General features: G+C 27.6%; 23 protein-coding genes. 22 read left to right on the top strand and 1 reads right to left on the bottom strand.

From position 1 onward, the window contains the following. The first annotated feature begins 605 nt into the window (after nt 1–605). The 19 genes from I2E98_RS02685 to I2E98_RS02610 all read left to right on the top strand — a co-directional run bounded on the left by I2E98_RS02685 (nt 606) and on the right by I2E98_RS02610 (nt 20,441). Nucleotides 606–2,339, top strand: coding sequence for an ABC transporter ATP-binding protein (locus I2E98_RS02685; protein WP_195467424.1), 1,734 nt, complete (start codon nt 606–608; stop codon nt 2,337–2,339). 13 nt (nt 2,340–2,352) lie between these two features. Continuing rightward, entirely contained in the window at nt 2,353–4,338 is a 1,986-nt protein-coding gene (locus I2E98_RS02680; protein ID WP_195467557.1) for an ABC transporter ATP-binding protein, read from the top strand. Nucleotides 4,339–4,563: 225 nt separating this feature from the next. Further along, a complete protein-coding gene (locus tag I2E98_RS15845; RefSeq protein WP_207737561.1) occupies nt 4,564–5,682 on the top strand; it encodes a hypothetical protein in 1,119 nt (372 codons plus the stop codon). Between the two features lie 16 nt (nt 5,683–5,698). Next, nucleotides 5,699–6,451: an FtsK/SpoIIIE domain-containing protein gene (locus tag I2E98_RS15840; protein WP_207737560.1), complete on the top strand. Its 753-nt coding sequence runs from the start codon at nt 5,699–5,701 to the stop codon at nt 6,449–6,451. Beyond that, complete coding sequence (locus tag I2E98_RS15835) at nt 6,384–6,734, top strand: FtsK/SpoIIIE domain-containing protein (protein ID WP_207737559.1); 351 nt, start codon at nt 6,384–6,386, stop codon at nt 6,732–6,734. Before I2E98_RS15840 ends, I2E98_RS15835 begins: the two co-directional genes overlap by 68 nt. Nucleotides 6,735–6,901: 167 nt before the next feature. Next, nucleotides 6,902–7,183, top strand: coding sequence for a hypothetical protein (locus tag I2E98_RS15830; RefSeq protein ID WP_207737558.1), 282 nt, complete (start codon nt 6,902–6,904; stop codon nt 7,181–7,183). Between the two features lie 26 nt (nt 7,184–7,209). After that, nucleotides 7,210–7,974, top strand: coding sequence for a hypothetical protein (locus I2E98_RS02670; protein WP_195467423.1), 765 nt, complete (start codon nt 7,210–7,212; stop codon nt 7,972–7,974). 54 nt (nt 7,975–8,028) lie between these two features. Further along, nucleotides 8,029–8,880: a hypothetical protein gene (locus I2E98_RS02665; protein WP_195467422.1), complete on the top strand. Its 852-nt coding sequence runs from the start codon at nt 8,029–8,031 to the stop codon at nt 8,878–8,880. Between the two features lie 18 nt (nt 8,881–8,898). Beyond that, nucleotides 8,899–9,075 (top strand): hypothetical protein, encoded by a 177-nt coding sequence (locus tag I2E98_RS02660; protein WP_195467421.1) that lies wholly within the window; start codon nt 8,899–8,901, stop codon nt 9,073–9,075. Nucleotides 9,076–9,112: 37 nt separating this feature from the next. Continuing rightward, nucleotides 9,113–9,364, top strand: a complete 252-nt coding sequence (locus tag I2E98_RS02655; RefSeq protein WP_195467420.1) for a methyltransferase — start codon at nt 9,113–9,115, stop codon at nt 9,362–9,364. Between the two features lie 85 nt (nt 9,365–9,449). Continuing rightward, on the top strand, nt 9,450–10,262 hold the full coding sequence (locus I2E98_RS02650) for a hypothetical protein (protein WP_195467419.1): 813 nt from the start codon (nt 9,450–9,452) through the stop codon (nt 10,260–10,262). Between the two features lie 27 nt (nt 10,263–10,289). Continuing rightward, complete coding sequence (locus I2E98_RS02645) at nt 10,290–11,090, top strand: hypothetical protein (RefSeq protein ID WP_195467418.1); 801 nt, start codon at nt 10,290–10,292, stop codon at nt 11,088–11,090. 44 nt (nt 11,091–11,134) lie between these two features. Beyond that, nucleotides 11,135–11,791, top strand: coding sequence for a hypothetical protein (locus I2E98_RS02640; RefSeq protein ID WP_195467417.1), 657 nt, complete (start codon nt 11,135–11,137; stop codon nt 11,789–11,791). A 592-nt stretch (nt 11,792–12,383) separates the two neighbouring features. After that, nucleotides 12,384–14,606 (top strand): MucBP domain-containing protein, encoded by a 2,223-nt coding sequence (locus tag I2E98_RS02635; RefSeq protein ID WP_195467416.1) that lies wholly within the window; start codon nt 12,384–12,386, stop codon nt 14,604–14,606. Between the two features lie 708 nt (nt 14,607–15,314). Continuing rightward, on the top strand, nt 15,315–16,307 hold the full coding sequence (locus I2E98_RS02630) for a hypothetical protein (protein ID WP_195467415.1): 993 nt from the start codon (nt 15,315–15,317) through the stop codon (nt 16,305–16,307). Nucleotides 16,308–16,575: 268 nt separating this feature from the next. Continuing rightward, nucleotides 16,576–16,866: a nucleotidyltransferase domain-containing protein gene (locus I2E98_RS02625; protein WP_195467414.1), complete on the top strand. Its 291-nt coding sequence runs from the start codon at nt 16,576–16,578 to the stop codon at nt 16,864–16,866. Beyond that, complete coding sequence (locus tag I2E98_RS02620; protein ID WP_195467413.1) at nt 16,853–17,248, top strand: nucleotidyltransferase substrate binding protein; 396 nt, start codon at nt 16,853–16,855, stop codon at nt 17,246–17,248. Before I2E98_RS02625 ends, I2E98_RS02620 begins: the two co-directional genes overlap by 14 nt. A 237-nt stretch (nt 17,249–17,485) precedes the next feature. After that, nucleotides 17,486–18,430: an IS1 family transposase gene (locus tag I2E98_RS02615; RefSeq protein ID WP_195467412.1), complete on the top strand. Its 945-nt coding sequence runs from the start codon at nt 17,486–17,488 to the stop codon at nt 18,428–18,430. Between the two features lie 415 nt (nt 18,431–18,845). Further along, nucleotides 18,846–20,441: a peptide chain release factor 3 gene (locus I2E98_RS02610; RefSeq protein ID WP_195467411.1), complete on the top strand. Its 1,596-nt coding sequence runs from the start codon at nt 18,846–18,848 to the stop codon at nt 20,439–20,441. A gap of 159 nt (nt 20,442–20,600) precedes the next feature. Here I2E98_RS02610 and I2E98_RS02605 read toward each other — a convergent pair whose 3' ends face one another. Beyond that, entirely contained in the window at nt 20,601–21,014 is a 414-nt protein-coding gene (locus I2E98_RS02605; RefSeq protein ID WP_148324539.1) for a hypothetical protein, read from the bottom strand. A gap of 384 nt (nt 21,015–21,398) precedes the next feature. Here I2E98_RS02605 and I2E98_RS02600 point away from each other — a divergent pair, with 384 nt between their 5' ends. The 3 genes from I2E98_RS02600 (at nt 21,399) to I2E98_RS02590 (ending at nt 24,280) form a co-directional block, all read left to right on the top strand. Beyond that, a complete protein-coding gene (locus I2E98_RS02600) occupies nt 21,399–22,466 on the top strand; it encodes a SpaA isopeptide-forming pilin-related protein (RefSeq protein ID WP_207737557.1) in 1,068 nt (355 codons plus the stop codon). Nucleotides 22,467–22,684: 218 nt separating this feature from the next. Further along, on the top strand, nt 22,685–23,476 hold the full coding sequence (gene srtB / locus I2E98_RS02595; protein WP_195467410.1) for a class B sortase: 792 nt from the start codon (nt 22,685–22,687) through the stop codon (nt 23,474–23,476). A gap of 90 nt (nt 23,477–23,566) precedes the next feature. Then, nucleotides 23,567–24,280 (top strand): thioester domain-containing protein, encoded by a 714-nt coding sequence (locus tag I2E98_RS02590; protein ID WP_195467409.1) that lies wholly within the window; start codon nt 23,567–23,569, stop codon nt 24,278–24,280. The last annotated feature ends 43 nt before the right edge of the window (nt 24,281–24,323 follow it).

The raw sequence follows: 24,323 nt of genomic DNA, 5'->3' as shown, positions 1-24,323 counted from the left end.
GGAATATAAATAAAATTATATTTTTGAAGTTATTTACTATAAAATAATTTTATTTAAAAAGGTTATAAGTCTATAATTATAGATTTATAACCTTTTTATCTTGAATTTAAGAATAATTGCATAAAAAAGATAAAATAGGAGAAAAGTAACGGTTATAAAAATATAGTATAATTTTTGTATAATATTTAGTAAAATGTTAAGAAGTAATGAATAAATTAATGAGATAAATATTTCTTTTAAAGGAAAAGTAGAGTCAGAAAAAACTTATCTTAATGGTTTTAAGGGAGAAAGAGTGAATTAAACAATGGATATGCTTTTTTTATACTTAAGAATTAATAAAGTAACGTTGAAAGTAATTAGTTATATTGGTAATTATGGATATAATATACCGATGGTTAGATATTTAATACATTGACTTCCAAAAAATTCAATGCTAAGATACATAGGTTGCTATGTATTTGTCTAATTTATGTTAAAGTTAATTTATAAAATTGTAAAAGGCATGAAGGTTGATGTATCAAAAATAGGAGTTACATCATTAATAGTGTTTATATAAAAAAACAGAAAATCTATATACAAATGGATATAAAGGAGAGGTGAAAAATATGATAAAAAAATTAGCTCCCTATATGAAAAAATATAAAACGCCATTAATTTTAGGTGTTTTATGTGCAGCATTAGAAGCTACTTTTGAATTATTAATCCCACTAGTAATGGCTCAAATCGTTGACTTTGGTATTTCTTCAGGAGATACAGGGTACACAATAAAAATGGGATTATTAATGCTTATAATGGCAGGTATATCATTAAGCTTTGGTCTTGGATTATCAAAGTTTTCAGCTATAGCAGGTCAAGGATTTGGTGCAGAACTTAGACAAGCAGAGTATGAAAAAATTCAAACTTATTCATTCAAGAATATTGAAAAATTCAGTACTGCATCATTAATTACACGTTTAACTACAGATATCACAATGATACAAAACTCATTAACAATGGGAATCAAGCTTTTAGTTAGAGCACCTATGATGCTTATAGTTGCTTGCATTCTTTCAGTTACAATTAGCCCTCAATTAGCTATGATATTCTTAGTATCTATGCCAGTTCTTACTATTGCAATTGCTTTAATAATTAAGAATGTTAAGCCAAGATTTGAGGCTATGCAAAAGAAAATTGATAACTTAAATACTACAGTTCAAGAAAACTTAATTGGTATGAGAGTTGTTAAATCTTTCGTAAGACGTAATAAAGAAAAAGAGAAATTTAAAGCAAGTAATGATGATTTATTACAAGCTTCAGAAGGTGCATTCGGTATAGTTGTTTTAAACATGCCAATTATGCAAGTTGTTGTATTTGCTAGTGTTATAGGGATACTTTGGTTTGGTGGAAACATGGTTTATGCAGGTACATTAACAGTTGGTAAACTTACAAGTTTCATGACTTATTCTTTCCAAATTTTAATGTCTCTTATGATGCTTTCAATGGTTCTTATGATGCTTTCAAGAGCAGTTGCATCAGCACAACGTATAATTGAAGTTTTAGAAGAAGAGCCAGATATTAAGGATCCAGTTAATCCAGTAACAGAAGTTAAAAATGGAGAAATTGAATTTAGAAATGTTAACTTTAAGTATGAAGATGATAGTGATGAAAATAATTTAGAGGGTATCAATATTACTATTAAAGCCGGTGAAACTGTTGGTATAATTGGTAGCACAGGTTCAGGTAAGTCAAGCTTAGTTCAGCTTATACCAAGACTTTATGATGCAACTGAAGGTGAAGTTTATGTTGGTGGAGTTAATGTTAAGGACTACCATATTGAAACTTTAAGAAATGAAGTTGCTATGGTTCTTCAAAAGAATACATTATTCTCAGGAACTATTAGAGAAAACCTTATGTGGGGTAATGAAAATGCTACAGAGGCAGAAATTGAAGCAGCTGCAGCATCAGCATGTGTAGATGAATTTATTGATAGACTACCAGGTAGATATGATATGCATATTGAACAAGGTGGAGTTAATGTATCAGGTGGACAAAAGCAAAGACTTTGTATAGCAAGAGCTATATTAAAGCAACCTAAAGTATTAATTTTAGATGATAGTACAAGTGCTGTTGATACAGCAACTGATGCAAAGATTAGAAAAGCATTTGCAGAAGATTTAAAAGACACTACTAAGATAATAATTGCACAAAGAGTAAATTCTGTAGCTACTGCAGATAAGATTATCGTTATGGATGATGGTAAGATTAGCGCAATTGGAACTCATGATGAGTTAATGGAAAGTAGTGAAATTTATAAAGATGTATACAAATCTCAACAGGAAGGGGTGGGTTTACGTGAATAAGGATAAAAATAATATGCCTAAGGGACAAGCAGCACTAGGCAAGAGTGGTAAAAAGCCAGGACCTCCAAAGCCTAAGAATATGAAAAAGACATTAAAAACATTAATAAGCTATTTAGGTAAATATAAACTACAATTATTGATAGTAATGATATTAATTGTAGTAAATTCAATTGCAATGGTAGCAGGATCATATTTCTTAAAGCCATTAGTAAATAATTATATTTTACCAGGTGATTTTAGTGGACTTGCTAAGATGTTAGCAGTATTAGGTACAATCTTTGGATTAGGTGCACTTGCATCATATGGATATGCAAGATTAATGGTACATGTTGCTCAAAACACTATTAGTAATATAAGAACAGATTTATTTAATAAGATGCAAGAGCTTCCTATTAAGTATTTTGATAGAAATACTCATGGTGACTTAATGAGTTTATATACTAACGATATAGATAATATTGGTGAAGCTTTAAATAACAGTTTTACAAATATTTTAGCATCAGGACTTACATTCATAGGAACAATAGTAATGATGGCTGTTTTAAGTCCAATATTAATTGTAATAACAGTAGCATTCTTAGCAATAATGATATTTGTTATAACTAAAGTTGGAGCTAAGAGTAAGTATTACTTTGGAATGCAACAAAAGAATATCGGTACATTAAATGGTTATGTTGAAGAAATGATAGAAGGACAAAAAGTAATTAAAGTATTCTGTCATGAAGAAGAAGCAATTGAAGATTTCAAAAAGCATAATGAAGAGTTAAGAAAAGCTTCAACAGGGGCTCAAACATTTGGTTCATACATGATGCCAATGTTAGGAAACCTTTCTCATATGAATTATGCAGTAACTTGTTGTGTTGGTGGATTAATGACAATAGCAGGTGCATTTGATTTAGGTTCATTAGTATCTTACTTACAATATACAAAGCAAGTTTCCAATCCAATTGCCCAAGTTTCTCAACAAGTAAATATGATATTAGCAGCATTAGCAGGTGCTGAAAGAATATTTGCAGCTTTAGATGAAGAAGTAGAAGTTGATGAAGGTAAGGTTACTTTAACAAGAGTTGAAGTTAAGGAAGATGGTAAATTAGTTGAAACTGATAAGTACACAGGTCACTGGGCTTGGAAGGTACCTGCATCAGTTGTAGCTAAAATGAGAAATACAGCAGAAGCAGAAGATACTTCAATGTCAGAAATGGCAGCAACTACTGCAAATTTAGAATCAGCTACAGCATTAAGTGATGAACCTATATTAAAAGAGCTTACTGGCGATGTTAGATTCAAGAATGTTGTTTTTGGATACAATGAAGAAAAGACTGTATTAAAGAATATTAGTTTATTTGCTAAGCCAGGACAAAAGATTGCTTTCGTTGGATCAACAGGAGCTGGTAAAACTACAATTACTAACTTAATAAATAGATTCTATGAAATCAATTCAGGTACAATTACTTATGATGGAATAGATGTTAAGGACATTAAGAAGGATGATTTAAGAAGATCATTAGGAATAGTTCTTCAAGATACTCACTTATTTACTGGTACAATAGCTGACAATATCAGATATGGTAATCTAAATGCAACTGATGAAGAAGTTAAAGCAGCAGCTAAGCTTGCAAATGCTCATACATTCATCAAGCATTTACCAGATGGATATGACACAGTTATTACAGGTGATGGGGAAGGATTATCTCAAGGACAAAGACAATTACTTGCTATCGCAAGAGCTGCAATTGCTAATCCACCAGTTTTAATAATGGATGAAGCAACAAGTTCAATTGATACAAGAACTGAAAAACTTATTGCAGAAGGTATGGATAAGCTTATGGAAGGAAGAACTGTTTTCGTAATTGCTCACAGACTTTCTACTATTAAGAACTCTCATGCAATAATGGTTCTTGAACAAGGTGAAATAATTGAAAGAGGAGACCATGATTCTTTATTAGAAGAAAAGGGAAGATATTATCAATTATACACTGGTAAAGCACAATTAGATTAGACAAAATTCGGGATACCTCCGGGGAACATCCATTATATGGATGTTCCCCGGAGGTGTTTTTTTATTTGTGAGTTTACATGAAATTCATTAATTGTATTTACAATAAAAGGTAAAAACAGTAAAATTTTAAATAAATAATATATATGAATATAAAAAGCAACTAAACAAAATACAATAATTGGGATAAATTATATAAGAACAGTAAATATTGATTCAAATTCATTTGTGAAATTTAAAAAGCAAATTCCAGAGTCAATCATTACTGATGAACTAGATGATTTTGAAGAAAAGAGTGAATATAAAGATATATTTTATCGTTCACCACGATTTAAAAATGATGTTGAAAAAAGAGAGTTTAAAATAGATTCACCACCAAATTCAAATAATAGGGAAGAGATACCACTAATGTATATGCTAGGACCAGCCATTACAATGGGAATGACTAGTGTACTTACAGGGGCAATAACAGTTCAAAATGTTATTCGTAACGGTGGAGATATAATGAGTGCTATGCCAACTCTTCTAATGTCGTTTAGTATGTTAACTGGAACTGTATTATGGCCGATATTAACAAAAAGATATGAAAAGAAAAAGCGTATAGAAAATGAAAAAGTAAGACAAGAAAAATATAAAAAATATATAGAAGAAGTAAGATCAGATATTAAATCAGAATGTGAAAAGCAAAGTAGGATATTATTAGCTAATAATATACCTATAGAAGAGTGTATAGATAGAATAGAACATAGAAAAATTAATCTTTGGGAGCGAACTATTAATCATAGTGATTTTGCTAAAGTAAGATTGGGAATAGGAAATCTACCACTTAATGCTGAATTTAAATATCAAGAAAAGAGATTTACTATAGAGGAAGATAATTTAGTAGATGAATTATATAACCTTATAGATGAACCAAAAGTATTGAAGTCAGTACCTATTACGTTATCATTACTTGAAGAGAAGGTAACTGGAATAATAGGCCATAGAAAGTTAGTGAAAGAGTTAGCTAAATCCATAATATTACAATTAATATCTCTTCAAGGATATGATGAATTAAAGCTTATATTCTTATATGATGAGGAAGAAGAGAATGATTGGTCATTTGCAAAATGGCTACCACATTCATGGAATGAAGATAATAATATTAGATTCATAGGAACTAATATTAAAGATATAAAAGAAATATCAGCTAATATTGAAAAAGTTATAAGTGAAAGAAAGTTACTTAATGATAATGAAAAAGAAGAACTTACTCCACATTATATAGTATTTTCTATGAGTAAATCATTAGGCATTAAAGCTGAGTTTATAAAATCAATATTAAACTACAAAAACAATAGAGACTGAAGTTGGAGTAGATACAATGGGAGAACCATTTAAGTTGGATCTTCATGAAAAATTCCATGGGCCACATGGTCTTGTAGCAGGAATGACCGGTTCAGGTAAAAGTGAATTTATAATGACATTTATACTTTCACTAGCAGTTAACTATCATCCAGATGAAGTTGCATTTATATTAATTGAACTTAAAACGCAACAACCAGAATTTATGGAACAACTTATAAGTGCAGCTAGAATAGGTAGAAGTTTAGGGGTTCATTTAATACTTGCAACTCAAAAACCAGCTGGTGTAGTAGATGATCAAATTTGGAGTAACTCAAAATTTAGGGTTTGTCTAAAAGTTCAAGAAAAAGCAGATAGTATGGATATGATTAAAAGACCAGATGCTGCAGAAATAGCTGAAACAGGTAGATTCTATTTGCAAGTAGGATTTAACGAATTATTTGAAATGGGACAATCAGCATGGGCAGGAGCTCCATATTATCCTTCAGATAGGCCAGAAAGTGATAAGGATGAAAGTATATCTGTTATAGACAATATAGGAAGAATTATTAGTAGTGCAAAAATTGATAGAAAGGCTTCATTAGCTAAAAATCCTCCAAAGCAAATAGATGAAATAGTAAAATATATTGCTAAAATTTCTGAAGAGGAAAATATAAAAGTAAGGCAGCTATGGTTAGATCCAATAGCACCATTAATATATATAGATGATATTAAAATTACCAATTTCACAAGAAGGAAATACTGTAGTTTATGGTTCAGCAGGGAATGGTAAAACAACATTTATTACATCACTTATGTATTCATTAATGCAAAGTCATACACCAGAAGAAGTTAATATGTATGTTTTAGATTTTGCTTCAGAAACATTAAGAGCCTTTGATAAATCTCCTCATGTAGGTGAAGTATTACTTTCATATGAAGTTGAAAAGATAAATAATTTATTTAAAATGCTATATTCAGAAATTGAAAGAAGGAAAAAATTATTCGCTCTTTTTTTGAAGATAATAATAAAAAATATAGATATATTAATGACCAATCACAATTTGAGGATATAGCAGTTGAATTATTTAATAGATTAGTAGAACGTCATCAAGCAATCAAAGCGGCAAAAGAAAATGGTACAGAAATACCGGAGTATAAAAATATTAAGTGTATTATTAATTCATTCAATGACTTTATTAGTTATTTATCAGATGATGGTAGAGATAAAGTAAAAGTATTTATGGTAAATGGGCAATTAGCATATAATATGAATTTTATAATTGTTGAAGAAGTAGGTAATATAAGCTCTATATCATATGAAGAATGGTTTACAAAACAAGTTTCATTAAGTAATGCTATTTGGATTGGGAATGGAATTTCAGATCAATATCAATTAAAGATAAATAAGATTACAACTGATATGTATTCAGAAATAGGAAATAATTTTGGTTATGTAATAAATGATGGAAGGGTTACTTTAACTAAGGTATTAACTAGTGTTAATGAGGTAGAGGAAATCTAATAATGTGATGTTTAGGGGGAAAAGGGTTGATTAATAAATTAGTAAAAATGATGGCAGTATTAGGTTTAACAGCGATTATTTGCATTGGAGGGTTTGGATGTATGACTGTAAATAATAAAAAAGAAATATTAGAGTATATGGAGAAAAAGTATAATGAAGAATTTGTAGTAGAAAGTTATACTCCATGGAACAAGTTAACAAATCAATATGGTGGGGGGAAGATAATAGCTCATCCAAAGGGAAATCCAGACTTAGTATTTTATGCAGGAGTGCTAGATAGTAAAAACGGTGGATATTACGAAAATTACCAAGAAACAATTTATGGAGTAGAACTTAAAAAATATTTTGAAGATAGTATTACTTCAAATATGAGTAATCCATTTGATTTTGCAATATATTTTGATTTTGGAGATTTGGATAACACTAAAGAGGCTCAAGAAATGAACTTGGAAGAGATACTTGAATACGGAAAAGAAGAAGTTGGAATAGTTATGGATTTAGGAATAGAAGTAGGTTCAGAAGATGAAATTTCGAAGCATTATGAAGAGGTGTTGAATATATACAATTTATTAAAAGATTTTAAAGTAGATAAGTTTACGCTAAATGTTGGATTTGTTAAAGATATAAATAGTAGCAATATTAAATCATACTTTATTAAAAGTGAAGTTTATAATAATACATGGGATGATTTAGGAAGCGAAGTTTATGGAAAAATAGTTGTAAATAGAAAATCAAATATAGAGAATATAAATGAAATAAATAATGAATATAGAAGTTTAATAGATGAATAGTAATGAAAGATTAAGTAATATTTAGTTAAGATAAATTAGTGTTAAATATAAATATTGAATGGACAACCTATAAATTGGTGGGGTTTAACAAGTGAAGAGAAAAATGCATTAAAAAGCGATAGGTTTACTTTTAATGTTATAGATGGAGATTTTGTTAGTTGGTTAGGATTTTCCATGCCATATATAGATAAGTATATAAAATTTAATGAAAATGCTAATAAGGGTTTATTGGAACCACATTATGAGTATAATGCACAATATACTGAAAACAAGCAGCATATAGTAGAAAAAAATCCATACAAAGACTTTAAATTACAAATGGTCATAGCTATAGCAGCAACTTCATTTTTTACTTCAATAAATAGAGACCCTAAAATAAGTAATATAGCTAAATTTTTTGCATATACAGCTACAATTTCAGAAAAAGTTAGTAAATTCATAATTAATGTATATACAAAGGGGAAAGAAATTGCTGTAGATATAATAAATTCAGTATCAAATTCGCTAGCTAAGTTAGCAAACAAAGGAAAAGAATTAGCAGAGAGTTTTAAAAATGGATTTAAGAATATACAAAGTGTAATATTATCAAAAATAAAAGGCATTAATAAGTTTGCAAAAATCAGTTCTGGTATTAGTTTAGAAGGGATAAATTTAAGGACAGAAGATTTAAATGCTGCAATAACTAAATTAAATAATGTTCAAAGAAGAATTTCCATAGTTGATAATAAGTTAAGTGCATTAAGAAGAAATGCGAATTTAGATGACAAGGTAAAAATAGCATTAATAGATTTAAAAGTTGGTCAGAAAGATTATGATATAACAAAAATTATATTATACCTAGATAAAGCAATAAATGAATTAAGTAAATGCGAAAGACAAGTATTACAATGGGCTAGGAGTATTTAAAGGTAGAGGTGATCAATTTTGAAAAATGAAATTCAAGATATAGTAAATGATTTAAATTATATAGTAAATCAATTAAATAGTTGTAAGGATATATTGAGATCAAGTAAAGGAATAGCAGTAGATAGATGTATAACATCCTTAGATAAAACAGCAAGAAAGTATTCAAATATAAGATTAAAAGTTATGAAACTGTAAAAGTAAGTAGGTATAGCTATTAAAATAGGAGGAACATATGGATAAGATTTTAATAGAGGTATTTTTACCAGCAGCTAATAAAAACTTTGAAGTGTATATACCTTTAGATTTAAAATTTCATGAAGTAACATTTTTGGTTTCTAAAATATTAAGTGATTTATCTAATGGATTATTTAGTTCAGATGATAATTCTGTTTTATGTGAAATTGATACTGGAAATATTTTAAATATAAATATGTCAGCAAAAGAACTAAAACTTAAAAATGGTTCTAAATTAATGTTGTTATAAAATAATGCTATTTTAATAATGTTATTTCAAAAATAAAATATATAACATTATTATTATATAGATATAAAAATATGAGGGGGAATTAATGTCAATAAATTATTGGGGAATTAATAGTAAAATAAATAGTTTAAAGAGATATTCAAATGATTTAAAATCAGCAAAAGTAAAAATTAATGATATAAAAAATCAGATTAATACTACTTGGAAGGCTGATGAATCTAGATATTTAATTAATTCATTGGATAATATGATAAGTGAATTATCATTAATTGCTTCAAATATAGATTTTTTAAGTAGCTTAATAAAAAGTGCTAATGATGAGATTAAAGGTGCTGCATTAGGGTTTAATCCAAGGGATTATTTATTAGTAGGATTTTTTAATAAATTTGGATTTAAATTTATGAAGGATAAAGTAAATGGAACTATAAATATAAAATTAAATGGGAAGGGTTTCACAAATAATAAGGAGTTTATGCAGATAAGAGATAAATTAACTGAGTATTTAGGTGGGACATCTAAGTGGGATAAAGGATTTGTCGAAAAGTTAAGTAGTGATAAAGGATTAGCTTTATTTGATATAGATGATAAAGTGCCTTTTAAAAAAAATATTAATAAATTTAAAAATTCTAATTTTGAATCTTTAATAGATTCAATTGATGATATATCAGATGGACTTAAAATTGATAAATTTACAAATGCTATTAAAAAGGGAAGTAGTTCATTTAAAGATAATGTAAGTATCAGTAATATGATTGATGATTTTAATATTAAATCCTGGAAGGGAACAACCACTACAACAAAGGTAACTAAGGGGTTAGGTATAGTAGGTACCGTATTAACAGTTGGAGGAAATTTAGATAATTTTGTTACTTCTGATGGGAAAGTACAAATAAATTAATATACAGAATATGGGGGGAAGGTAATTATGAAGAATTTAAAAAGTGATGATTGGTATGAATTAAAAAAGGTAGCACAAACAAGATTAGGGCCTAATGAAATTTCAGGATGGTTTGCAGCTTCATTAATTTATTCATTAGTAATATTAGGTACAAGTATTTTTGCACTTGTACAAGGAGCATATCTAAATAAGGAGTTCTGGAAACCAATAGTAATAGTAGCTGGAGTACTTTTTATTACTCAAGTAATAATAGGTGTATTTTTTTCAAATATGAGAAATATATATGATCATCAAAAAATTGAAGCTGTTTGTTTATCAATAACAGCAACGAAGCTTTCTATAGATGGTTACTTATTTTTCTTTATGCTAGCAGATGAGAATATGATAGAAAAGTCTGTTATAAACATATTTATATTAGTAGCATTAGCTGGAATAATTTTAATGATTATATCAACAATTAGAGGAATAAAAAGGGTAAAGCAAGGTCATTTTAGAGAAGGTGGAGATGGGTTATATGATTTTAAAAACTCAAAGGGATATATTAGTTTTGTAGGAGTATATTCAGTAGTTATTTTAGTAACTATATTATGTAAAGTTATTAATAATTATGGAAATAATATTATGAAGGTAATAATTGTTTTAATTCCGTTGCTTGTAGTACAATATGGGGTTTCAATAGCAATACCTGAATTTTATTTATTAACATATTGTAAGTTTAAGTATGATGAATTTATCATACCAGTACCAAAAGGACATAAAGAACTTTACAATAGACAGTTAAAAGTAAATGAAAAAAGCAAAAATAAGAAAATAAAAGTTAAAAAATAAAAATAGAATTAGAGTTCTAGAAGAATAATTAGGAGAAATATAAAATGATTAAGAATCCTATTTTGGTTGAAAAGAACAAAGGTAGTAAAGTGATTTTAAGAATATTATCTATAATTATATATATAATGTTAATACCTATAGAGTTTACAATAATTTTTGATGCTGTAATAAATAAAAATAGTATTTCAGAAATTATAATTATAACAATACTATTTGGAGTTTATACATACTATTTATTAGTAAGTATGAGCAATAAAAAAGTAAGGGCTTTAAAATATATAAAAGATTATATGAGTTATAAAGATGCATTAAAACATATGGAAAGTCAAGTTTTTAGGAAGATAGAAGGATTAAATGGAGTATTTGAATCAGAACTTTGGTTTAAAATAGATGGATATTTTATACCTAAGAACTTTATATTAGGTATGTATTCTATAACTCAAATAGCACGATATGGAAGAAGGTATCAAATCTGTATTGTATTAATAACAGGTGAAGAGTTAATGCATTTCGTAGGAACTGCAGAATATAATAAGAAAAATAAACTTAAAGATAATTTTCTTAAAATAATGTCAGAGAAATTACCAAATGCTAATATATCAGAAAGTAATTCTATGAAGGATTGGTATGAAAAAAATAAATATAATATTAAAGAGAAGTTTGATAAATATTTATATGAAAAAAAGATATATTTACTTTAATAAATAATAGCATAGATAAAAGTGGATATATGCCTAATAAACAGGAAAGTGTAGATGATTCAGAAGAATATTTTAATGATATGTTTAATAGCAAGAAAGAATAAAAATTTAACCCAGTTATAGATATGATTTCTATTTATATAATGAAAAAGATATTAAAAAAAGAAAAGAAATTATTTTTGAGATATCAGGAATAACACATAATCATATCATCTGGATATGTAATAGATACATTAAAAGCAGTATTATTATACAGACAAAATCAAAAATTTCGTCTCAATATCAATGTTTAAATGAAAATGGCATATTATATACTATAGGAATATGAGTAAACTAGAGTAGAATTAAATATTTAATTGAGTGTAAAAATTTATAGAGCTAAGCTTTATGTATAAACATATGGCTTAGCTCTATTTTTATGTAAGAATATAATTTCATATTAAAATTCTGAAAGGATAAAAATAAAAAAATATAGGAAATTATGTAATAATAGTATATAATTGTATATAAAAGAATATTATGGACAATTTTGAGTGGAAAATTAGTAAATAATACAAATTTCATAAATATAAAAGATAAATGGGGGATTAGAATGAAGAGAAGAATGATAGCCATGACTATTTTAGTAACAATGGCAACAAGTAATATACCAGTTATAAATGCTAATGCAGATATAAGAGATATGAATACTGCAGGTATAGAGGTCGAGGTAAATCAAGAAGAGGCAGAAGAGATAGAAGAAGATAAATCAAATTTAACAGAAGAGAATACTGATAATGTAGAAAATGAAGACATTATTATAGAAGAAGATGCAAGTTTAAATGAAAAAGACATAATTTATAATAATTCAACTAATTTAGAAAATGAAAATAAAAGTGAAGTAATTGAACTAGGCAATACAGATATATTAGAGGAAAGTAAAATAGAGGTTTCTAATGAAGTAGATACAACAGTAAAAAGTAATAATGAAATTACATATGAAACAAAAATATTAGAAAATGAAAAATTAGTTGAAGAGTTAGAAGGACAAACGTGGTTATTAGAATTCGTTGCAAGTGAGAAAAGAAAGGATATTACTGAAGTAACAGTCAAAGATTTAAAAGATATAGAAGAAATATCAAGAAGTTCTGTAAGTATTCCTGAAAATTCAGTTATTCCAAAAATAATTGGAAGATTCGAGTCTTTAAGGATTATTGAAGTTAATGGATATAGCGCAACATGTAATTTAACTGATCCATTAAATACATTCGAAGCAAATGGAAATTTAGTTAGTGTATCTGAAGAAATTAGTAAATGCGAAAATTTAGAAGAAGTAAAATTGAGTTGTAATAATTTGATATATTTGCCTAAAGAGTTATTTAGTATTAAAAATATAACTAAATTAGACTTAACGGGAACAGCTTTAAAAAGAATTGATGGAATAGCAAGTGAAATATGTAATTTAACAAACTTAACACACTTGTATTTATCTCATACTTATATTGATATTAATGATGTGAAAAGTTTAGGCTCTTTAGAAAATCTACAAGTGTTAGATATAGCTAGTAATATGATTTTGGGAGATATAAAGGATATATGTGATAATATTAAAGTTAGTAAAAGATTAGATATGCACATTAATTCTTTATATGGTAATGGGAAGAACTTACTTAAGTATGATTATAGTATTTCAATAGATTGTAGTTCAAATTTAATGTATTTTTCGGATGAAGATGTAGTAAAATTTGAACAATATAATGAAAGAGAAAATGATAAAAGTTATGGATACAGGTATTTTGGGGGAAATTTTTATAATAGTAGCTTTGCGCAAAATAATAATAATAAGATGTATACATCCAAAATAAGCAATATAAATGAAAATATTACTGTTAATAAGGGTACTAGCATCGATGAAATATATAGTCTATATAGAGATGGAGTTAGAGTTTTAGATTATAATTTAGAAGTTGACTATTTAGATAATAAAATATTTAGGGAGAAGGTTCCTTATAAAATAAATATAAAAAATCCAGAGCTATTTGATGAAAATGGAATAGCTATAAAAGATGGAGTAGCTAAGATAGAAATTAAGTATGATGATGAATCAGTTTTATGGGAAGATGAATTTGAGGTAGTACCTAATATAACTAAATTAACTATAGAATATGTAGATCAATATGGAAATAAAATTGCAGAGCAAGAAGTTATAGAAGGAGATTATGGTACTAGCTATACTATTAACCCTAAATTTATACTAGGATATAGGGTTGAAAAGATTAGCGATACTGATTTAGTAGATAACTATGAATATAAATTTGGAGAGAATGATGGAGTAGTTAAAGTAGTTTATAATGTGTTTAATGAACTACCAGTTATAACAGGAAATGATTATATTGAAATAGAAGTTGGAGATGAATTTGATCCAATGAAAGATTTAAATATATCTGCAAGTGATTATGAAGATGGAGATATAAGTGAGAGTATTGAGATTGTTGAATCAAATATTGATACAACAAAAGAAGAAGAGTATGAAATCATACTTTCAGCAAAGGATTCAGAAGGACAAGTTTCTTATTTTACAGCTATAGTAAAAGTTAAGGCTAAAGATGTAGAAAATCCAGTTGAGCCAACTGAACCAGCGGAACCATTAAAACCAAGTAAACCGGTAGAGCCAGGTAAACCAAGTGGTAATAGTGATAAAAATCAAAATGTGAATACAGGAAATAAGCCAACAAACAATAAAAATCAGTTGCCTAAGACAGGGGGAGTACCTTCATCAATTTTATTAGCAATAGGTGCATTATTAGTTGGTGTAGGTAAGAAGAAATTACAATAAAGAATTAAAGTACTTTATAAATAATATAATAATAATTAAATTATAATAAATAAAAGGTCTGATAGGTTAACCTATCAGGCCTTTTATGTACATAAATACTTTATATAGATATGCCGAAGTATTTGGTACCATTGGAGAGGTATGAGGGAACAATAAAATAAGTCTTATTATCCAAGTAACTATAAATAATGTTCCAATTATATAAATTAACCTCTTATCCATTTTCACGTATATATATGGAAATAATATAACCGCAAGCTGGACAAGGGATTGATGTATAATTATAAAAAATACACATACTGGAGCTTCTAAATAGGCTTATTATTGTAATAATTATACCAATTAGTATAAATAATAAATAAGTAATCATTATTTTCCTTTTTTTTAACATTATAAAGTCCCCTTTAAAAATAATCACTAACATCACATTTGAAGATAACACCATTTTATATATAATCTTAAAAAAATGATAAAAATACTGAAAAAAGTGAGTTATCCCCGTGGTACATTATATAGATCAAAGTATACCTTATAGTTACAGTGGAGAAAAAATGAGATATCATACAGCATCAGGAATAATTGATTGATAGAAAAATATAAATATTTTTCTACCAAGGTATTTTAAAATAACTCCACTACAAAAATAAAGTAAAAAGTGGTAGAATTATATAATAAATTCAAAAAATGTGGTTTGGTGGGAGAGATATAATGGTAAGAGCACAAGTTAGTAAAAAAAGAGTAATAATTGGATTAACTATAGTTATTGCAATAACTATAATTGCTACACTTGGTATTGGTGGAATTAAAGTAGTAAATGCAAAGAAAATAAGTAGCTCCTTAGAGTTGGGCATTAAATATTTAACAGAAGGAAAATATGATAAAGCAAAGGAAGAGTTCTTAAGGGTAACATCAATAGATAATACTCATGAAGAGGCAATAAAATTAATGGAGTTAATTGATGACTATTTAAAATTAGAAAATCTATATAAAAAGAAAGAATATGTGTCAGCATTAGACTTAATTAATAAAATTAATGAAAATAGGTATTTTAAGTATATAGAGGAAAAAGTCAATGAACTTTCAGTATACATAGAAGAAAAGATAAAAATAATAAATGAAATAAATAATATAGATGGTCAGATTGATAAGTTAATAAGTGAAAATAAATATGAAGAAGCTATTAGTTTAATTAATGGATATTTAGAACAAGATTTAGAAGAAGAGTATTCAAATAAACTAAATATTTTAATGAGTAAGGTTAATGATTCTAAAACTTCTTATGAGGAAGAGCAACAGAGAATAGCTGAAGAAATGAGATTAGATGAAGAAAGAAAAGCTGAAGAAGAAAGAAAAAAGCAAGAAGAGCTTGCTAAGCAAGAGTCAGAAAATAAGAAAGAAGAAAGTAGTACAGATAGTGGAAGTGTTAACTTAGGAACTAATGCAGTAAATGAAAGTATATATCAATTAGATGCTGCAGAAATGGCGTTACAAGTAGTTAGAAGAGAGCATCCTGGATATGGACCACATTATTTCGAGAGAGGCCTTATTACAGAGGGTGAATGGCGTTGGGCATTTGTATTTCTTAAACTTGAGGATCCAAATGCTGCAAGTATAGAGGATAGCAATATAATTGGAAAAGTTGGATATACAGTAAATGCAAAAACAGGTGAAGTAAAGCAAGAGGACTGGTTGGTACAATAGATTCGACAAAATGCGGGCTACCTCTGAGGTTAATCCAATATATGGATTAACCTCAGAGGTAGCCCCATATTTTGTTAATTTATATTTCGTTTAATTTCTAGAGTTGTCCTACATAGAATGGGTTAGCTGTACTCATATAAAGATCATCTTTACTTGATACAAAGGATAAAATAATTCCTTTTATAATGGGGAATTGTTTTATGTTTATGTAGATTGATTTGTGGTATATAATATAGATAATTATTAATTTGTTTAGGAGGAAGAACTATTGAATTTAAGTAATAGTATTATAAATGAGATAATAGATATATCTAAAAAATATTATGGGATTAATAAGGTAGTTCTTTTTGGTTCAAGAGCAAGAGGGGATAATGAATTAAAAAGTGATATAGATTTAGCTGTATATTGTGATAGTGATTTATCCTTATTTATAGAAGAAATTGAAAATACTACGCATACACTTTTAGAATTTGATTTTTCAGATATGAATAATATAGTAGATGATTTTTTTATAGAACAAGTAGAAAAAGAAGGGATAGTATTATATGAGAAGTGTTGAATTTAAATATATGAATTTAAAAAAAGCTTATTTAAGATTAAAAGAAGTTAGTGATATGTATGATGGCAAAAATGATATAATTAGGGATAGCCTTATACAAAGATTTGAATTTACATATGAGCTTACTCATAAAACATTAAAGGAATTTATGAAGTATTTAGGAGTAACATTAGAAAATTCATTCCCAAGAACTATATATAAGAAAGCTTATGTTAATAATTTAATTTCGGATGATAGTGTTTGGATTAATTTATTAGAAGATAGAAATTGCACTTCACATATTTATAATGAAAGCTTAGCAGATGAAATTGCTAAGAGAATTGTTAATAAATATGTAGATGCAATAGGTGAACTTGTAGATAATTTAGAAAAGCTATTGTAATAATATAGGGTAAAAATATTAGAAGATAAAATTAATTTTATGAATTTTTAAGTTTGATTTTGCAGTATGTAATATATATTTTAAATAGTATAGTGTATCTGTTATATAAAAATGTTGGTAACAACATTCTTATATAACAGAATGCCTATAGAGAAAAATAGGTATGTTAATAGATAAAGTCTAATGAAGGATTAAATGTGAAAAAATGTGTTAATACTCATAACTGGGTGATGAATTATGAGTAAAACCATTAATAACAAAGAATATAGATTAAAGTTATTTAAAGAAAAAATAGATAAATCAACATTAAAAATAGAAAATAATATTAATGATAAAAAGCAAAATAAATACATAAAATGCCCTCATTGCAAAAGCGAAGATGTGATAAAGTATGGTTCATATAACGGTATACAACGATATAAATGCAAAAACAATAAATGTGAAAGAACATTTACAAAGCAAACTGAAAGTCCCTTTAGATATTCAAAAAAGTTTAAGGAAAATTGCCATAAATATAAGGAGTTATATGAAAAGGGACTAACAATTAGAGAATGTGCAGAGATTCTTAACATAAGTATAGTAACATCATTTTTCTGGAGACATAGATTTTTATATAACTTAAAGCAGGTAAATTATGTTGAGAAGTTATGTGATTATGCTGAATTAACAAGGGTAGTTTTACTTGAGAATTTTAAAGGCGATAGATATAGTAAAAATAAAGAGAAGGATAAAATTTCAATAGTAAATGCAATGAATAAATCTATTGATATTATATCTATAATAGCAGCTAGAAATCATCTAGGATTTAGAGAATTAAAGGAAAATATAGAACCAAGAATTGATAAAAAGGCTATTGCTGTGGCGTTTTTAGATGGAAGACTTCAAGCTTTTTCAGATAAACATAATACAATAAATAAAATTAGAATTAGGAGAATAGATATCACTCCAATCGATGCAAGCTACTCTGTAAAAATAAAAAGATGGTTGAAAAAATTTAGAGGAGTTGCAACTAAATATATAGACCATTATTTAAGTTGGAGAGCCAATGAATATAAGAATAATATTGAATATGATTATAGATTAAATAAAGATGAGAAATTAAAGTTGAATATAAATTTAAATATAAAAATAACTACATATGTATCATGGAATAACATAAAATCAAAAGTATTACCAGTATAGTAGCGTATAATATTATATGATAATACTATATTTGTAATGAATTAAAAAAATTAATATTTAAATCTATCTGAACATAGGGAATTATTCCCTAAGCTTAGAGGAATTCTTGTATTATGGAATAAAAAAGTATATAATAATTAAGTTAAGTGAGACTCCAAATTTAAATTTGGTCAGTCGAATTTACTCAGCGACTGAAAGGAGTCGAGTTTCCTTTAAATGAGACTTCAAATTTTATATTTGGTCAGTCGAATTTACTCAGCGACTGAAAGGAGTCGAGTTTCCTTTAAATGAGACTTCAAATTTTATATTTGGTCAGTCGAATTTACTCAGCGACTGAAAGGAGTCGAGTTTCCTTTAAATAAATAAAAAGAAATAAATTTATTCATTATATAAATAATTTTAGGAGGACATAACATTGGCTGATTACATAAATGAGATTAAAAAGAGAAGAACCTTTGCAATTATTTCTCACCCTGATGCTGGTAAAACAACATTAACAGAAAAGTTCCTATTATACGGAGGAGCAATAAGACTTGCAGGTTCAGTAAAAGCAAGAAAAGCATCAACACATGCTGTTTCAGACTGGATGGAAATAGAAAAGCAAAGAGGTATTTCTGTTACTTCATCTGTTATGCAATTTAACTATGCAGGACACTGCATAAACATTCTAGATACTCCAGGACACCAAGACTTCTCAGAAGATACATATAGAACGCTTATGGCTGCTGACTCTGCTGTAATGGTAGTTGACGCCGCTAAAGGGGTGGAAGATCAAACAAGAAAGCTATTCCATGTTTGTTCATTAAGAGAAATGCCAATCTTCACATTCATCAATAAGATGGATAGAGAAGCTCAAGATCCATTTGGATTATTAGAAGATATTGAAGCAGAACTAGGAATCAAAACATATCCAATGAATTGGCCAATAGGTTCTGGTAAGGATTTTAAAGGTGTTTACGATAGACAAAATCAAAGAATTATAGCATTCAATGGTGGAAACCACGGTTCTACAGAAGTTGAAGCTATTGAAGGTTCTGTTGATGATGAAAAGTTTAGAGAAATATTAGGTGAAGCACTACATGAGAAATTAATGGAAGATATTGAGCTTCTTGATATTGCTGGTGATGAACTTGATATGGAAAAGGTTAGATTAGGAGAATTAACTCCAGTATTCTTCGGATCAGCTTTAACAAACTTTGGTGTTGAGCCATTCCTAGAACATTTCTTACAAATGACTACATCACCACTTGCTAGAAACTCAAATATTGGAGAAATAGATCCATTTGATGATAAATTCTCTGCATTTGTATTTAAGATTCAAGCAAACATGAACAAAGCTCATAGAGATAGGATTGCTTTCATGAGAATTTGTTCAGGTAAGTTTACTAAGGGTGAAGAAGTATTCCATATGCAAGGTGGAAAGAAGCTTAAGCTAGCTCAACCTCAACAATTCATGGCTGAAAACAGAGAAATTGTTGAAGAAGCATATGCTGGAGATATTATCGGGGTATTCGATCCAGGTATATTCTCAATAGGAGATACATTATGTTCACCATCTAAAAAGTTCAGATTTGAAGGAATTCCAACATTCGCTCCTGAACATTTTGCTAGAGTTAGACCAGTGGATACTATGAAGAGAAAACAATTTGTTAAGGGTGTTACTCAAATAGCTCAAGAAGGGGCTATCCAAGTATTTAAAGAAAACCATGTTGGTATGGAAGAAATAATTGTAGGGGTTGTAGGTGTACTTCAATTTGAAGTTCTTGAATACAGACTTAAAAATGAATACAATGTTGACATCAAGATGGATAGACTTGCATTTAGATATGTAAGATGGGTTGAAAGCTATGATGGAGATATTGATAGATTAAATTTAACATCTGATGCTAAGAGAGTTAAGGACTTTAAAGATAGAGACTTAATAATATTCCAAAATGACTGGGGAATTAACTGGGCTCTTGACCACAATAAAGGATTAGTTCTTTCTGGTGTAGGTAAGAGTGACGAGTAAATTTAAAAATAGAAAATAAATTATTTAAATAGAAGCATGTAGTAAGATAGAAGAAAATAATAGTGATCTTACTATGTGCTTTTTTATTATAGTTTCTGTTAGATTAAATTATTGATATGGTACTCAAAATAGGGTTGCACAAATTACAACCCTATCTCACTATAAACTCTTTTTAGATTCCCTAACAATATTTCTATTGCAGAGGTCTATCTTCAATGTATTTATTAATTCTTTAGTATTATTACTAAACACTAATTCTGTTATTATAGCGTCTTCGTCTCTTAATCCAAATTGCTCTCTTCTAACTAAATACAAATAACTTATGTTAGTATGATATAGATTTATAACATTGGTTATTGGTCCATTCGCAAACATTTCAGTTTCAGTTGGGTTTACATTGTCATGAATCTCAAGTAATGATGTTAATATGTTATAATTAGGAACATAAAAACCTAAAGAAATAATTATATCTTTCATGTCATTATTATAAAATTCTAATTCTTTATCTAATAAAAAATCCTTTATAATATCATCATTATCATAATCTTTTAGAATTTTTATAAATTTATTCATAATCCTTCACCTCGTAATCTTTCAGTATAATTTTTACATATAATACTAACAAATATAAACTTATCAAGCAATGCCTAAAAGAAATTATATTTTCTTTCCTTGTATCTTTCTATCTTAGTGTCAACAAATGGAATTACACTATGGATAAACATATTCTTTGTTTTTATAACTTCTCTATCCTATTTTTATTAAATATATTGAAAAGAACAACAAAAGTAATATAATAGTAATTGAATGGAAATAATTGGGAATATATTAAATGTAATTTAAATGAAGGAGATGGTGTTTTGAAAACAGACAATAAAAAAGAAACTGCAAGATTTAAGAAAATAAACAAAAGAAACACTAGAAAAAAAACTTATATCATTTTTAACAGCCCTATTTATGATATTAGGGTTAAGTACATCAATAGTAAGAGCTGAAGAAAACGAAAGTTATGATTATACCTATAGGGGAGTAGAAATCAGTGGTAATCGTGTTGTAGTAAATGGAAGCAGTGCGTCAACAGCACTATTTAAGGTCGGAAACCCTGATGGGAGTATATCATATGCATATTGTGTAGATTTTGATACAGTAGTAGAGAATAGACATAATTATTCAAGGGTTAATGTTGAAGATGCAAATTACTATGATGATGATAGTGCTAAACATATTAGAGCAATAGTTAGAAATGCATATCCATTTATATCACTTGAAGAAATATCAAGTACTTTAAACTTAGAAAATTTAACTGCAGTAGAAGCAATAACAGCAACACAATTAGCAATTTGGAAATATGCTAATGCTGCAAATACACCATCTGATTTAACAGGAAATATTGCTGCTATATATGACTATTTAATAAATCTAGATGGAGTTGAAGGACAAGTTTCAGTAGCAAATATTATTTCTAAAGATCCAGTAATCCATCAAAATGGTGAAAACTGTGATGTTGAATTTATATTTAAAGTTGATGGAAAAAATGCTGATGGTACAGATATTGATTTACAATACACAATAGAAGGACAATCAGAAGAATCAAATCATACAAACTTAGGTGTTGATGAAGATGAAAATCCATTAGCAAATGCTGAATTTGTTATAAAAAATGAAGCAGGAGAAATAGTTTCAAAGGCTGAAACTGACGAAAATGGAGTAGTTAAATTTACAGATCTTCCTTATGGAAAATATACTTATCAAGAAATTACAGCTCCAGAGGGATATGTATTAGATAATACTGAATATTCTTTTGAAATTAAGGAAAATAATGAAATAATAAAAGCCTCTCATACAAATAAAAAAGAAAACAAAAATACAACACCTACTACAAATACGAAGCCCATCAATACAACAACAAATAAAAATACATCAACACCAAAGACAGGTGAAATTGGATTAGCAGGAGTTGTAGCTGTATTACTATTAGCAGGCGGTGGATTATTAGTAAACAATAGAAAGAAGAAAGATAAATAATTTAAACTAAAGTATAAAACACAGAACCAAGCCAATCAATAGCAAAAGTTCTGTGTTTTATATATTTATCTGATATCTAGCCGTTGTAACACTCCCATCTTAAGTCGGTGTGTTATAAAAAACGGATAGCCACTAGATAACGAATTCTAAGCTTCAGATGGAGTTAAAACTCCACCTGAAACTAAGAATTCAGTTTATATAAAAAAAGGAGGAAATTAATGAAGAGGGTAACTAATACAACGTTATTTATAATAATAATATGCTGCTTGTCTGTAATTTGCTATAAATTTTATAATTATTTTATTGATGAAAAATTAAATAATGAAATTCAAAGTTATGCACCAACAATTAGTGATGTATATTTATCAGATGATGGCGGCGAATCCTCAAGTAATGAAATACAAGATAATGATGATTTAGTTAAATCAGAGGAGAATAATAAAACAATAAATACTAATGAAGAGGAACTAAAATCTATAAATAGTAATTATGAAATGTGGATTCAAATTCCAAACACAGAAATTAATTATCCAATAGTTCAGGCAGAAGATAATGAATATTATCTTAAACATAATTTCAAAAATGAAAGTAATATGTCAGGAACAATATTTGTAGATTATAGAAATAATATAGATGAAGATAAAAATATCATAGTATATGGTCACAACATGAGAAATGGTACCATGTTTAATAATATAATTAAATTTAAAGAAGATAGCTTTTTCAATAGCAATGATACAATTAACATAATAAGAAATAATACATTATATCAATACGAAATATTTTCAGTATATGTTGAAGATGAAAGTAAAGTTAGCTTAGATATTGAATTTGCAGATGATGAAGCCTTTGTAAACTATGCTTTAAATGAATCAGAAAAATCAATGTATAACAAAGATATTACTATAACTGAAGAAGATAAAATAATAACATTAGTAACTTGTAGTTATGAATATACAGGCGCAAGAACTGTATTAGTTGGAAAGTTAAATAATGCAGTTGTAAGATAATAATTACCTAAGTTTTATTAGACTTACTTTGAATATATTTCTGGATAAAGACAACACTAAAATTAGAAATATTATTGGAGGTGAAGTCTGATGAAAAGCCTTAGAAATAATATATTTATTGTATTATTTATATTACTAATATCAATAATAAATTTAACTACTAATGTAATGGCAGGGCCAACAGTAAAATCTTCTATTCCCAATCATACAACAATAGATGTTGGAAATGAAGTGATTAATACTATAGGATATGAAAATTTTTATTTATATGCATCAAGAATAGATTCAGAGGTTGGCTCAGGATATTGTTTAGAAGTAGAAAAGGATTATCCATCAGGACAAAACTTTGAATTTGTAGGTAAAGCAGCAAGACAAGTTGTTGGAATCATGGCTGAAGGATATCCAAATAAAACTGCAGCTGAAATTGGAGTAACTACAGATGATAATGCATACTTTGCAACACAAATGGCAATTTGGTGTGTTACGGAAGGGTATTCACCTGATAAATTTAAATCAAAAGATAAAGAATTATTACAAGCAATTAAAAATATATATAAAAAAGGTATGCAATATACAGGTAATGATTTAGATTATACTGTTATGGAATATTATTATAGTGATTCTATTCAAAGAATAGTTATCTATATTAATAAGAAAAGTGAAACAACTGATGAGGGAAAAGATTGGAGTATAGGTATAAGACCTAATATACCAAGTGAGGAAGTACCAACATTGCCAGAAGTTCCTGATGATGAGAATGCATCAGATGAAAGTAATAAAGTTATTGTTCCAGGTTTGGGATAATAGTTAAATTAATAATTATAAAAAATAATAATAAATTAGATAT

The sequence above is a fragment of the Clostridium sp. D43t1_170807_H7 genome (genome assembly GCF_015555905.1).
Classification (GTDB): domain Bacteria; phylum Bacillota; class Clostridia; order Clostridiales; family Clostridiaceae; genus Clostridium.
The sequence above is the reverse complement of the archived record's forward strand: the minus strand, read 5'-3'. Positions and strand labels throughout refer to the sequence as shown.